Source organism: Chryseobacterium sp. WX (genome assembly GCF_029542485.1).
GTDB classification, from domain to species: domain Bacteria; phylum Bacteroidota; class Bacteroidia; order Flavobacteriales; family Weeksellaceae; genus Chryseobacterium; species Chryseobacterium cucumeris.
Genome location: NZ_CP120710.1, coordinates 1,098,394 through 1,110,741, shown reverse-complemented (window position 1 = coordinate 1,110,741; position 12,348 = coordinate 1,098,394). Strand labels below are relative to the sequence as shown.

The 12,348-nt window shown below is 34.8% G+C and carries 16 protein-coding genes; 6 read left to right on the top strand and 10 right to left on the bottom strand.

The features are described 5' to 3' along the window. Positions 1 to 87: 87 nt before the first annotated feature. From PZ898_RS05035 to PZ898_RS04990, 10 genes are all read right to left on the bottom strand, one after another. Positions 88 to 852, bottom strand: coding sequence for a hypothetical protein (locus tag PZ898_RS05035; RefSeq protein ID WP_120231402.1), 765 nt, complete (start codon positions 850 to 852; stop codon positions 88 to 90). A 209-nt stretch (positions 853 to 1,061) separates the two neighbouring features. Further along, the gene (locus tag PZ898_RS05030) at positions 1,062 to 1,442 is read right to left on the bottom strand and encodes a VOC family protein (protein ID WP_277694945.1); all 381 of its coding nucleotides are present in this window, start codon (positions 1,440 to 1,442) and stop codon (positions 1,062 to 1,064) included. A 284-nt stretch (positions 1,443 to 1,726) separates the two neighbouring features. Further along, positions 1,727 to 2,389 (bottom strand): DUF2306 domain-containing protein, encoded by a 663-nt coding sequence (locus PZ898_RS05025; RefSeq protein ID WP_082798799.1) that lies wholly within the window; start codon positions 2,387 to 2,389, stop codon positions 1,727 to 1,729. Between the two features lie 13 nt (positions 2,390 to 2,402). Continuing rightward, positions 2,403 to 2,861, bottom strand: coding sequence for a DUF2750 domain-containing protein (locus PZ898_RS05020; RefSeq protein ID WP_277694944.1), 459 nt, complete (start codon positions 2,859 to 2,861; stop codon positions 2,403 to 2,405). Positions 2,862 to 2,900: 39 nt separating this feature from the next. Then, positions 2,901 to 3,275 carry a hypothetical protein gene (locus tag PZ898_RS05015; RefSeq protein ID WP_228432523.1) on the bottom strand — a complete coding sequence of 125 codons (375 nt, stop codon included), beginning with the start codon at positions 3,273 to 3,275 and terminating at the stop codon, positions 2,901 to 2,903. An 87-nt stretch (positions 3,276 to 3,362) separates the two neighbouring features. After that, on the bottom strand, positions 3,363 to 3,944 hold the full coding sequence (nudK, locus tag PZ898_RS05010) for a GDP-mannose pyrophosphatase NudK (protein WP_062675092.1): 582 nt from the start codon (positions 3,942 to 3,944) through the stop codon (positions 3,363 to 3,365). Between the two features lie 65 nt (positions 3,945 to 4,009). After that, entirely contained in the window at positions 4,010 to 4,915 is a 906-nt protein-coding gene (locus PZ898_RS05005; RefSeq protein WP_277694943.1) for a TIGR01777 family oxidoreductase, read from the bottom strand. 24 nt (positions 4,916 to 4,939) lie between these two features. Next, positions 4,940 to 5,284 (bottom strand): hypothetical protein, encoded by a 345-nt coding sequence (locus tag PZ898_RS05000; RefSeq protein ID WP_062675090.1) that lies wholly within the window; start codon positions 5,282 to 5,284, stop codon positions 4,940 to 4,942. Positions 5,285 to 5,289: 5 nt separating this feature from the next. Continuing rightward, positions 5,290 to 5,883 (bottom strand): HPP family protein, encoded by a 594-nt coding sequence (locus PZ898_RS04995; RefSeq protein WP_277694942.1) that lies wholly within the window; start codon positions 5,881 to 5,883, stop codon positions 5,290 to 5,292. Beyond that, entirely contained in the window at positions 5,884 to 6,789 is a 906-nt protein-coding gene (locus tag PZ898_RS04990) for an arginase family protein (RefSeq protein WP_120231397.1), read from the bottom strand. 317 nt (positions 6,790 to 7,106) lie between these two features. Between PZ898_RS04990 and PZ898_RS04985 the strand changes: the two genes are divergently transcribed. From PZ898_RS04985 to PZ898_RS04960, 6 genes are all read left to right on the top strand, one after another. Beyond that, a complete protein-coding gene (locus tag PZ898_RS04985) occupies positions 7,107 to 7,898 on the top strand; it encodes a hypothetical protein (protein ID WP_277694941.1) in 792 nt (263 codons plus the stop codon). Positions 7,899 to 8,417: 519 nt separating this feature from the next. Further along, complete coding sequence (gene ssb, locus PZ898_RS04980; RefSeq protein ID WP_062675086.1) at positions 8,418 to 8,750, top strand: single-stranded DNA-binding protein; 333 nt, start codon at positions 8,418 to 8,420, stop codon at positions 8,748 to 8,750. 17 nt (positions 8,751 to 8,767) lie between these two features. Further along, positions 8,768 to 9,220 (top strand): HRDC domain-containing protein, encoded by a 453-nt coding sequence (locus tag PZ898_RS04975; protein ID WP_277695597.1) that lies wholly within the window; start codon positions 8,768 to 8,770, stop codon positions 9,218 to 9,220. Between the two features lie 122 nt (positions 9,221 to 9,342). After that, positions 9,343 to 10,713, top strand: a complete 1,371-nt coding sequence (gene hisS, locus PZ898_RS04970; protein WP_277694939.1) for a histidine--tRNA ligase — start codon at positions 9,343 to 9,345, stop codon at positions 10,711 to 10,713. Between the two features lie 100 nt (positions 10,714 to 10,813). Beyond that, entirely contained in the window at positions 10,814 to 11,662 is an 849-nt protein-coding gene (locus tag PZ898_RS04965) for a PH domain-containing protein (RefSeq protein ID WP_148045416.1), read from the top strand. Positions 11,663 to 11,680: 18 nt separating this feature from the next. Continuing rightward, positions 11,681 to 12,328 (top strand): GNAT family N-acetyltransferase, encoded by a 648-nt coding sequence (locus PZ898_RS04960; protein WP_277694937.1) that lies wholly within the window; start codon positions 11,681 to 11,683, stop codon positions 12,326 to 12,328. Positions 12,329 to 12,348 lie beyond the last annotated feature (20 nt).

Here is a 12,348-nt window from a genome sequence, read left to right as displayed (position 1 = left end):
GAAACTTTACCAATAAAAAAACAACACTCAATCTGAGTGTTGCTATTCTATTTTTTAGGATTAAATCTTTCAAACTATTTAATAAGCCTACGGCTGATCACAAGTTCTCTTCAGCTTGGTGAAAATCTTATCAAAATCTTTATAAGAGGTCTCTTCATTATTACGCTTTTGTCTGAAACTGCTGTTGGCACAGTTGTGAAAACCCAGACCAATCATATCAATTAATGCATAATCTTCTTTTTGAGGGTCATTCATTTTGGCATCAAATCTTGCCATTACACCCTTTGGATCAGCATTATTTTTGCTTTTAAGTTCAGTATACGCTCTCCATGCTGCAAACATCTTTTCTCTGTCGGGAGAGGAGATAGCATCAATCTGTTCTCTGCAGGTATCGTAATATTTACTGTTTCTCAGTGTGGTGGGATCAGAATACGCAAGGATTTCTTCTTTATTAAGCTGATATTCATTCTCAAAAGAATCAATAGTTTCTTCCATTAATTTTTTCCATTGAGGAAGATCAATTACTTTAAGGCTGTACAGTTCCTTTTTCTTTTCTTCATACTGCTTTTCCAGTTCCTGTAAATACGTTTCTCTGTTTTTACGGATTTCTTCAAGCTGGGCAATTTTAAAAACAGGTTGGGTGTCAAATACCACGCCATTGAACTGATACAACAGTTTATTTACCCCGTCTATTTCTTCTTTTTTATATTTAGCCGGGTCAAAATACCCTTTATTGTCACAGTTAAAAGTCTGATAGCTGTAAGGGGTCAGATTGTTTGCTTTTGCAGGAGTTTTTTGCCCCCAAATAGTGATGGATAAGGCCAAAGCAAGCCCGATCATCATTTTTTTCATGTACATAACCTGTTGAAAGAATCCGAATTTTCTGAATTTCTATGCAAAATTAAGGCTTTAAATTCGAAATATAAAAGATTAAATAGATTTTCTCAATGGTTTTTGCAAATTTTATATGAATTTTATACTGACAATTTTGTGTTTTAGAAATTCAGGAACATTAAATTCTAAAAAATGGATAGTAATAAACTGATACAGAGCTGTTTTTGTTAATAATAATTACTTACTTCAATAAGATTATAATCCGGATCACGGAAGTAAACTGATTTGATTTTTCCTACCGCTCCGGTTCTGTCTACAATCCCTTCAATGATTTCTATATTTTTCTGTCTGAGCTCTTCCATTATCTCATGAAGACCTGTCTCTGCAACGAAACAAAGATCAGCAGAGCCACAGGTTGGAGTCTCTGCTTTAGGCTCCAATTCATATCCTTTCTGATGCAGATTAATCTTTTGATTTCCAAAGATGAGTGCTTTTCTGTCCTCTCCAAAAGTAACGACTTCAAAGCCCATAACATGAGTGTAAAATGCAATAGTCTTTTCAATATCTGCCACCGTTAAAACAAGATGGTCAAGGCTTTTAATTTTCATACATTAATTTTTAGATAATAACGTTGATCAAAATTAAGGCTATTCAGAAGATTGTAGTCCTGTAATTGATTGTTTTTTTAGATTTAAAATAATAGATTTACACACATTAACACGAAACCATGATTTATTATTTTTTTCTTCTTTTTATTATTGCCGTTTTGGGAGGAATTTCTTATCTGATAATGCGTTTTTTCGGCAAATGGACCCGGAATACTCAATATGAAGCATTTTTTAATACTTTGATATTTATTGCATCATTTTTTCTGGTGTCATTTATAAGTCTTTTAATCTTCTTTTCTAACGTTGACTTTTCCAGGTAGTAATGATTCTTTTCTGAGAATCAGATAAGCTATAAAAAGATTGATAAAAAGGGCTGCCCAGACATTCAAACCATAAAAAAGTTGGTAGTCATGACGGGTTTCATTATAAAACAGATTTTTAACAATTCTGAACGTAATGGCTGTGGTGGTAACCGTATAGCTTAAGATCATATACATCCTGTGTCTGTTCACATTTCCCTTTTTGATAAAAAGTATGGCGGCAATAGTGAAATAAGCCCAAAGGATATCCTGTATCAGAAATCCTGTGATTCCGATAATACCACCATTGGAAAAAAGTCCCAGAACAAAGCATGCCGGAACATTGATAATAAGGATGTTGTAGACATATATTTTCCCAATTATCTTATGAAGGCTTTTATTTTCAGTCAAAAACCGATTTGAAAACTGGGTCAGACCTGCCAGAAGACAAAGCGTTATGGAAAAGATATGAATGTAGAAAAAAATCATCCAGTACGGATTATCCACAACCTGCTGCTTAAAAGCCAGAAATCCTATATTTTTTTCAAGAGAAGTATACTGGGAAATAGTTTTCAGCATAAGAATACTGAAAAGAATGACCAAAAATAAAGCACTTGCTTTAAAGATCTTTATTCCCAAAGACTTCATATGAGCTAAATTATTAATCTTCCAGCACGGCTCTGATCTGTTTTTCCAGATCTTCCATGTTTTCAAACTTTCTCAATTCCAGTGACTTTCCTGAAGATCTGAGCTCTTCAATAATATCAAGGATTAATTCTAAAGGTTCAGCTTCGTAACCAAACAGATTGCTGTCGAAATTAGTTCCTACCAATAATCCGTCGATATTCATTCCCAGACACCAGTTTTCTACAAACTCGTTGAGAGGAATAGAAGAAGGCTCATAATGATTCCATTCGTTTTCTATGCATGATTTTGCTCTGGCAGCATCAGACCAGAAACAAATGATCTGTACCTCTTCACCGTCTTCATATTCTGACTCGTTGGAATACGAAGTTGCATAGCCTTTGCCATCTTTTAAAGCATATACTGTTTCTGTTTCAGTGATTTTTCTAATAAAGTCTTTATGGCGGTTCTCCACCGTAATATGATCTTGAAGCATTGTATTTAATTATGAATAATAAATTATGAATGGTAGGCCTTATGAAATTTCACTCCTGTTGATATGAATAATTTCAGGATTTTGGCCATCTGAATCTCTTTTAGATCTGCCATAAAGTCCTATTTCAAGATCGTTTGGGGATTCACTGTCCAGTTCGGAAGGATGTACATACGTATACATACCATAACCATGTCCGGAAACCAGCCATCCTTCAGTAAGGTTTAAATGAATTACATTGAAATCTCCGGCAGGACCTCCGGCATAAACCGGACCGAATTCTTTCATTAATTGTAATGCTTTCTCTTTTACATTTTCGATAATACTGATGTCATCGAAAATAATATAAGTGCCATTTTCAAAAAGAACCCAATCCTGAAATTTGGGATTAATGGCAAGTTTCACATGTTCAATCATCTGTTAATAGTTTAAATATGAGTTATAAGTTAATGTTTTTATTAGATATGCAGTTTTCAATCATCAATCATCATTGATATCTTATTTCTACAGTATTCCTTTGATCCTCAAATGTTGCAGAAGCATGATGGTTTTTGCATCTTTGATTTCTCCTGTATCAATCATTTTCAGACTTTTTTCAAACGATAATTCCAGAACTTCGATATTTTCACCTTCTTCTTCCAATCCACCTCCGTCGTTGATTTTCATTTCATTTGAATACTCTGCAATGAAGAAATAAAGAATTTCCGTTACAGATCCGGGCGACATATAGGCTTCAAATATTTTCTCAACCTTGGAAATTTTATATCCGGTTTCTTCTTCTGTTTCCCTTTTGATACAGTCTTCCGGATTATCATTATCCAACAATCCTGCACAGGCTTCAATGAGCATGCCTGTAGAATTTCCGTTGATATAAGTAGGTAATCTGAATTGTCTGGTGAGAATAACGGTGTTTGAATCTGTATTGTAAAGAAGGATTACTGCACCGTTTCCACGGTCATAGGCTTCTCTGCTCTGAGTTTCTGTAGTTCCGTCTTTTTTCAAAACAGAGTAGGTGACTTTGTTTAAAGTGTACCAGTTATCTGAAAGGATTTCTGTGTTTAATAAGGTGATATTCGGGTTTTTCATGAGAATATTTTCTGTGTTATAATAAATAGGTGTTAAAATATTTTTTTAATTAATTTTTTCTGAATTTACTTCTTTAGTAAGTCTTTTAAAGCGTTCTCCAGATCCGGAAATTTAAAATGGAAACCTGCATCCTGAAGTTTCTTTGAGGAAGCTCTGGAACCTTCCAATATAGCAGTAGCCAGCTCTCCGAATAAGAGTTTCAGCACAAATCCGGGAACATTAGGCATAAATAGTGTTTTTTTAAGTACCTGGGCAATCTTTTTTGTAAGTTCTTTATTGGTGGCATGTTGTGGAGATACAGCATTATAAGCGCCATCTATTGCTGGGTTTTTTAAAGCAAATTCATAAATAGAGCAGATATCTTCAATATGAACCCATGGCATATATTGCTGCCCGCTTCCCAGTGGAGAGCCGATATAATATTGAATAGGAGGGATCATTTTCTTTAATGCTCCGTCTTTTTCAGAAAGTACTACAGCAGTACGTATTTTCACAACTCTTTCTGCGAGATCCTGTTCCTTAAAATCGTCAGCAGCTCTTTCCCATAAGACAACCACTTCACTTAGAAAATCGTTGCCTGGTGGATCTGTTTCGGTATAAATTTTTTCTGAGGTTTCAGTACCATAAAAATTAATTCCGGAGGCTGAAATAAAAGACTTTAGCTTAATCTTGTTTTTTCTTAAAGTTGTTCGAAGTAATTCTGCAGAATCTACACGGCTGGAAATCAATTCTCTTTTTCTTTCCGAAGTCCAGCGCTTTTCTGAAATATTGGCACCTGCAAGATGAATGATATGAGAAACATTGTCAAGGGCTTTTTCATCTATAGTTTTTTTTTGGACATCCCATTCATAGTCATGATCATGCACTTTTTTTCGCGTCAGAAACCTGATTTCATATGCGTAACTTATTTTTTTTGCCAGTTCTTTGGCAATCATGCCGCTGGCACCGGTGATCAGAACAACTTCTTTCATAATATTATATTTGTGATGGGTAGGTTATGCCTGATTTTTTACTATCAGTACAAAATCATCATCCAGAAGTTTATACCCGTAATCATAAATGAATTTATATTCAGATCCGTTTTTATAAACTTTCAGGTTGGTAAAATAATCGAAATCAAAACCTAAGCCATCCAGTCTGGATTTTGGGACTTTTGTTTTACCGTCGGTATTTATTTCCATCAGGATACGGTAATTTTTGCGAAGCTTGTTATTAACATTCCGCATCAGATTACTGGAATCCTTATTCTGCTTATTGTTATAGGCGTTCCGACAGGCATCGTTGCAGAATTTTTTATCTGATCTTCCGATGATTTTCTCGCCACATTCCAGACAATTCATGATTTTTATTTTAAGTGATGGTTGTGTCTTTTTTTCAGCAGCCTTTTGAACATGCTGTGGGTAGGATAGCTTCTGTTGGGTGTAATATTATTAAAAAATAATGCAACAATCAAAAGAATAATGCATCCGGAAAGAACAGGGGAGAGAACATACCAATATCCCAATTCCGGAATTTTACCTGTAGAACTTACTGCAATCAGAGCTGTAGCTCCGCCCGGTGGATGCAAAGTTTTTGTATACTGCATTAATACTATAGAAAATGCTACTGCTAAAGGTGCAGAAAGCCAGATGATATCCGGAACAAACTGATAAACAGTAACACCTACCAATGCCGACAGAACATGTCCGCCGATAAGATTTCTCGGTTGTGCCAGAGGACTCTGTATTGCTCCATAAATAAGAACACTTGATGCTCCAAAAGAACCGATCAGAAATATGTTTTCCGTTTCTGTAAGTGAGTGAGACTGGATAAATGCAATAATCCCAATCCCAAAAAATGCGCCTAAAAATGACCAGAAATGTTCCTTGTAATCAACAAGCGTCTCCTTATAGATCACATATTTTGAAACCCTGAATGTTCTTTTGATTGTCTTCTTCATTTACTCTTCTTTATTTTTTATAATTTGAATTAAGTTATCTACAAATGGACGGGTGTATATTCCGTTTTTATCATAATCAGGATCTAAAATGGTAATCTCTATTCCAAAGCACAAAGGGTTTGCGAACAAAGGTTCCAGCATTTCCCTGAGATCCTCATAACTGATTCCGTCTTCCATCCTGCTGTCTACGGCGGGCATGAATTCATCTTTCAGAATATCTACATCAAAATGAATGAAAAACCCGTCTAACCCTTTATCATTCACCATTTTCAAAAAGTCTTCAGCTGTTTTTCCGAAACCATTTTGTCTCAGACGGTATAAATCAAAATAATGAATCTCGGAGTTGGTAATCTGGTCAACATATTGTTCATCATCAATTTCTGCATTCCCACAGCAAAAGATATTTTCTTCTGACAGATAAGGTTTTAAACCATCAATATCAGTTAGTTTTTCATGTCCGGTACCGGTAATGATGGCGAGATCCATTCCTGCCGCCCCTCCCGTTTCAGAAAGTTCGGGTGGGATGAAGTCTGTGTGCCCGTCAAGATAAAAAAGCCCGAAATCTCCCACTTTTTTCAGAGCCATTGCGTTTCCTATAAGAATGCTGCAATCGCCTCCAAGAATAATATTGAATGAATTCTTTTCGTAATTCCGGAGAATACAATCGGCCTGTTGTTTAGCATATTCGATAATCTGAACTGCATTTCTGACTTTTGATTCCTCATCAAAGTCCATAGAATATTCAGGAGCTTTCAGTCTGAAAACGTTGGCAGGATTAATTCTGCTATGAAAACCAAATTTTCTGAGCCATTCCGGAAGCTTCCGAACTCCGGGTTCTGTCTCATATTCCTTTTTGGTAAGTCCCAAATTGAGAGGAAACTCAAAAATATTGATGTTCCTTTTCATAGATGAATTTTCACAAAGATAAGGAATTATCCGTTTGTAAATGGATAATTGGGAAAATGCCAATCAGTATTACAATATATTTTACAGAAAAGGGATGGTTCATTAACTAAATGAATTTTTAGAACACGACGTCTATGTTTGTTTAATTTTCTGTGTTTTGGAAAATATAATATTCATCAGTATTTTAAAATAAATTATTACTCATAAAGTTATATTATTGAATATAACTGTCTTATTTTCATATAAATAAATTGATTTTTATTTCACAGTATTGTGTTTTTTTGTAATTTTGATATCAACATTCAAAAAAACAAACCATGAAAAAATCTAATTTATTACTCAGTTTTCTGTTTTGTCCTTTTATTTTTGGACAGGTAGGGATTAATACAACGTCTCCACAAGGAGTTCTAGACGTTACCTCAGCTAATTCAGCAGTTGTACTCTCCAGAAATGCCAATCCTCCAGCTAATGTAACTACACCCACTGCGGGAATGATCATCTATGATTCCACCAATAAAACTTTAAGATATTATAATGGAACCCAATGGAGTACCGTAATTTCTTCAGTAACATTAACAACAGCCAACGAAGGAGTCGTTAAATTAAATAGTGGAGCAGGTGTAAAGCCTTTCTTTGCATTCAAATCTTCAGGAGGAGTTCCTTTGATGACGTATCAGAATATTGTTTATCAGACACCGATGAACATTGTGACAGACTTTGCAGCACCACCTACCACCACATGGCCTGAAAATATTATCAATCCGGTGCCTGGAGATATATATGATCCGGCAACGGGACGATTTCTGGAAAACCCTATTGCCGGGCAAGTTCATATGTGGAGGGTTATTGTAAGTTATGCCAATAAGAATAATGGTTCTATGGCCTTTGTAACAGTGAATCTTTCAAATCCTGTTCCTCCTTCAACATTCTCCATAGATCAGACCGCGGTAGCTCCTAATGGGGTAACCTCAGGAGATCTTGTTTTTTATCTTGTGAGTGTTGCCGATCCTTTATCTATTGGTAGCGGATATCTTATTAAAATAAAATCTGATACTTCATTGGATGCCACTATCAATAGTATAACCAGGATTTCTCAAGCTAAAGATTAATCTCATTATTAAGGAGGCAAAAGACAGTATTGAATGTGAAAAAATATAAGTTTCAATTTTATTTTTAGTTGCATGATTAAGTAGGAGGTACTCAACAATTTTGTTGAGTGCCTTTTTTGTTGGATTTTTTTAGATGAAAGCCAGAACAGAAAATTTTCCACATAATTTAAAATTTATATTCTTATTTAATTACAATGAGAAATTGTATTTTATACATATTATATAACATTGCAATTTTTAAATGTGAATATTTTTTTAAAGAAGAAAAAAAAATTATCATAGGTTTTATCTTATTAAATTTTTAATTCATTGGTGGGAGTTAATGTCTTTTAATTCTTATAAATCCTATACAATAAAGAAATCTTTTTATTTTCATATCCGTTTACAAACGACTACAAATGGATTTAAATGGTTTATAACCGACTGTGAATAGAAACCATAGCAATCTTTGCAACAGAGATTTGAGAAAGCAGTGAACGTCTCTTATCTGAATTTATTAATCTTTAAAATATAAAAGTTATGTCACTAAGAAACAAAGTAACATTAATTGGTTACACAGGAAAAGAAGTTGAAATGGTAAACTTCGACAACGGAAACGTAAAAGCAAGTGTATCTCTAGCGACCAGCGATCATTACACGAATGCTAAAGGAGAAAAGGTAGAAGAAACACAATGGCACAATTTGATTGCCTTTGGGAAAACAGCAGAAATCTTTGAAAAGTATGTTACCAAAGGAAAAGAAATAGCTGTTGAAGGAAAACTTACCTACAGATCTTATGATGATAAGGATGGGGTGAAGCGATATATCACGGAAATTCGTGTAGATGAAATCCTTTTACTAGGAGGAAAATAACTTTAAAAACACAAATGATGAGAGTGAAAATTTTTAAAATCAGGCTGCCTGAAGAATTTCTCTACAAAGATCAGAAGATGCTGGATGATTTTCTGGAAGGTAATGAGATCATGAAAGTAGAAACAGCTTTTGTGAGTGAAGAAAAATATTGGTCTGTAATATTGTATTTTGAAGACTTAAAATTGACAAAAAATACAGTAAAAGAGCCTAAGGCAATTAAATATTCTGCAGAGAATGATCTTTTGAATACAGATGAAGAAAAGATTCTGGATGCTCTGAAACTCTGGAGATCAGAAAAAGCCAGAGAACAGAATCTTCCCACCTATTTCATTGCGAGTAACAAAGAATTGATATCTGTAGCCAAGTATAAACCTGCAAGGAAAGAGGAGTTGCTTGAAATCAAAGGGTTTGGAAAGCATAAGATTGAAAATTATGGCGAAGAAATTCTTGAAATTCTTGAAAGTGTATGATTTTTTGGAATAATTGATAATAGTAAAGGAAAAGCTGAGGGAAGTCTTTCTTCAGCTTTTTATACTATGTAAAATTCCTTTCAATTCCTTACTTTTGCATTTATCAAAATGACATACAACAAATGAAGCCAAGTTTAGCAAAAGGGACGAGAGATTTTACGGCACAGGAAGTTTCCAGAAGAAAATATATCATCAATATTTTACAGAATAATTTTGAATTATTCGGGTTTCAGCCTTTGGAAACTCCAAGTTTTGAAAACCTTTCTACGTTGACAGGAAAATACGGAGAAGAAGGTGACCGCTTGATTTTTAAAATTTTAAATTCAAGTATCAATGAAGCGAAAGAAGAGAAAAAGAATCAGATGCTTCATGACTTTCAGAAAGCATTAGACAAACCTTTCAGTGCGGAAAGTCTTACAGATAAAGCCCTTCGTTATGACCTTACTGTACCTTTTGCAAGATTCGTAGCAATGAATCATGGTAAACTGACATTTCCCTTCAAACGTTCTCAGATCCAGCCGGTTTGGAGAGCAGACAGACCTCAGAAAGGAAGATTCAGAGAGTTTTATCAGTGTGATGCTGATGTTGTAGGAAGTGAGAGTTTATTACAGGAAGTGGAGCTGGTTCAGTTATATCTGAAGTCTTTTGCTGATCTGAAAGTTCCTGTAACCATTCATATGAACAACAGAAAGATTCTTTCCGGATTGGCAGAATATGCAGGAATCACAGATAAACTGATTGATTTTACTGTAGCATTGGATAAACTGGATAAAATTGGGAAAGACGGAGTGGTAAAAGAATTATTAGAAAGAGAAATCTCTCAGGAATCTATTGATAAACTGGATTTCTTATTCAGCCAGTCAGACGATGCTCTTGAAAACCTTCTTCAGTTGAAAGAAAAATTTGCAGGGAACGAAATCGGCCTGAAAGGAATAGAAGAACTTGAATTTGTTCTTACACAATCTCTGAACCTTGGTGTTGATATTCAAAACCTGGTCTTCAATATAACCTTGGCAAGAGGCCTGGACTATTACACCGGAGCGATCTTCGAAGTGAAAGCAGATGAAGTTGCTATGGGGTCCATCGGAGGTGGCGGTAGATATGATAACCTTACTGAAGTTTTTGGAGTGAAAAATATTCCTGGAATTGGAATTTCATTTGGATTAGACAGAATTTATCTGGTAATGGAAGAATTGAACCTTTTCCCTGAAGAAGCATCAGCTAAAATAGAATATCTGTTTGCTAACTTTGGAGGTGAAGAAATCACTGATGCCTTAAAGCTGATCATGAAGCTAAGATCCAAAGGAATTTCAGCTGAATTATATCCTGAAAATGCAAAGATCAACAAGCAGTTTACCTATGCAGAAAAGAAAGGTATTAAAAATCTTGTTTTCCTGGGTGAAGAAGAAATTAAAAATAATACCGTTACTTTTAAAGATCTTGAAGCCGGAATACAGAAAACGGTTTCTTTAGAAGAGTTTTTAGGAGAATAATTTCTTAATTATATTAAAAACAGAACAACTGCAAAATTACTTTTGTGGTTGTTTTTTTTGATGGATGTTGAGAATTTAAATACTTTTGAATAAAAAAGGAATGACTAATAATTGTGCATTGTGTACTACAGAGTTAACATCCATGGATACGCTTTTGGGAGCCAATAAGCTTTCAGACGGTAATGTTTTATGCAATAAATGTTTAAATAAAATAAGCGATATCAATGATGAGTTGCTTTATAATCTTAATGCATTCAGCATTGACGATATCAATAATATGCTGAATACAGAAGACACTGAAGCAGCTCAGACAGTCATGACGGTAGGAAAGACTCTTCCTGCAGCCATAGATTCCGGTTCTCATCAAATCTCAAAAGAGGTTTATAAGCGAAGACACCAAAAAATAAAGAATGAACTGGAAAGGCTTCATGCTAATCTCTCCGTCTTTACCAAAGGAGAAATCAAGGAACTTCCTTATCTTATCTCTGAAGAAGAACAGATCATTGCGATTACAGATGCTCAGTTTGTCAATACACTGGATGCCGGAGTATTGGTAGCAACGCCATTGAGGTTAATTTCTGTATCAAAAGGCATGTTTGGTGCAGCAAAAATCAATATTTACCCTAATGAAACCATAAAGTTGTTGAGCTTTGTAACCCATCCTAGATCTCCCATTATTAAGCTGCATCTGGAAGAAAGAACAGTTGAGTTTGAATGCTATATGGATAAGGAAGATGCTGAGAAGTTCTATGATACAATAAAAAACATTTATAATAATCCACAGGAACAATCTTCAAAACAAATCGGCTCTGCAAAGAGAAGTGTTTCAGTTTCATCAGAAGAAATTTTTAATCAGCTTGAAAAGTTAGGAAAACTGAGAGAAAATGGAATCTTAACCGATGCAGAATTTACAGAGCAAAAAAAGAAATTATTGGAGCAACTAAAATAAAACTTTTAACACCGAAACATGAAGGATAAAGTATCTTCAAAAATTGTAGAAAGCTGGTTGAAAGGATGGTGCCTGTCAAGAGAAACATCTTTTCCTGTATCCTATAAATCCGGATTTCATGTGGTTGTAGGAGATGAAAAACAAAAAGAACGTTTTGTATTTCCTGAGCTTAATGATGATTTTTTCCAACTTACCAACTCAATTGATGAGCCCTGGATTTATCTGAAAGTATCAACTTCTCCTGATGAATTGATCAGTAAAATCCCTGAAAGATGGCAACTACAATCGCAGGGATATATGATGACCTGTTTTCATCCAATGGAATTTCCGGATACAAGTCTTGCAGAAGGATACCATCTGGAATTTTCTGAGTACAATACAACCTTTGTTATCACGATTGTGGCGGAGAATGGTGAGCAGGCTTCTATAGGACGTATCTCTCTTATAGATGATGTTGCTGTGTATGACAGGATTATTACCGAAAAAAGTCATCAAAGGAAAGGGCTTGCTCGTTTTTTATTGAAAGAACTGGAGAAGATCGCTTTATCCAAAGGTTTTTACAAGAATATTTTAGTGGCAACGGAAGAAGGAAAGCTGTTGTATGAAACCTTAGGCTGGAAGCTATACTGTTTGCATACTTCTATTGTAATACCATCAGAAGACTAATATTTTTATTGAATTAAATT

What these genes read in the sequence shown, in the direction of transcription:
- PZ898_RS04960 (WP_277694937.1), top strand. Translation starts at nt 11,681, where the DNA reads ATGAAGGATAAAGTATCTTCAAAAATTGTAGAAAGCTGGTTGAAAGGA.
- PZ898_RS05030 (WP_277694945.1), bottom strand. Translation starts at nt 1,442, where the DNA reads ATGAAAATTAAAAGCCTTGACCATCTTGTTTTAACGGTGGCAGATATT.
- PZ898_RS05005 (WP_277694943.1), bottom strand. Translation starts at nt 4,915, where the DNA reads ATGAAAGAAGTTGTTCTGATCACCGGTGCCAGCGGCATGATTGCCAAA.
- PZ898_RS04995 (WP_277694942.1), bottom strand. Translation starts at nt 5,883, where the DNA reads ATGAAGAAGACAATCAAAAGAACATTCAGGGTTTCAAAATATGTGATC.
- nudK (WP_062675092.1), bottom strand. Translation starts at nt 3,944, where the DNA reads ATGAAAAACCCGAATATCACCTTATTAAACACAGAAATCCTTTCAGAT.
- ssb (WP_062675086.1), top strand. Translation starts at nt 8,418, where the DNA reads ATGTCACTAAGAAACAAAGTAACATTAATTGGTTACACAGGAAAAGAA.
- PZ898_RS05015 (WP_228432523.1), bottom strand. Translation starts at nt 3,275, where the DNA reads ATGATTGAACATGTGAAACTTGCCATTAATCCCAAATTTCAGGATTGG.
- PZ898_RS05000 (WP_062675090.1), bottom strand. Translation starts at nt 5,284, where the DNA reads ATGAATTGTCTGGAATGTGGCGAGAAAATCATCGGAAGATCAGATAAA.
- PZ898_RS05020 (WP_277694944.1), bottom strand. Translation starts at nt 2,861, where the DNA reads ATGCTTCAAGATCATATTACGGTGGAGAACCGCCATAAAGACTTTATT.
- hisS (WP_277694939.1), top strand. Translation starts at nt 9,343, where the DNA reads ATGAAGCCAAGTTTAGCAAAAGGGACGAGAGATTTTACGGCACAGGAA.
- PZ898_RS04985 (WP_277694941.1), top strand. Translation starts at nt 7,107, where the DNA reads ATGAAAAAATCTAATTTATTACTCAGTTTTCTGTTTTGTCCTTTTATT.
- PZ898_RS05035 (WP_120231402.1), bottom strand. Translation starts at nt 852, where the DNA reads ATGAAAAAAATGATGATCGGGCTTGCTTTGGCCTTATCCATCACTATT.
- PZ898_RS04990 (WP_120231397.1), bottom strand. Translation starts at nt 6,789, where the DNA reads ATGAAAAGGAACATCAATATTTTTGAGTTTCCTCTCAATTTGGGACTT.
- PZ898_RS05025 (WP_082798799.1), bottom strand. Translation starts at nt 2,389, where the DNA reads ATGAAGTCTTTGGGAATAAAGATCTTTAAAGCAAGTGCTTTATTTTTG.
- PZ898_RS04975 (WP_277695597.1), top strand. Translation starts at nt 8,768, where the DNA reads ATGAGAGTGAAAATTTTTAAAATCAGGCTGCCTGAAGAATTTCTCTAC.
- PZ898_RS04965 (WP_148045416.1), top strand. Translation starts at nt 10,814, where the DNA reads ATGACTAATAATTGTGCATTGTGTACTACAGAGTTAACATCCATGGAT.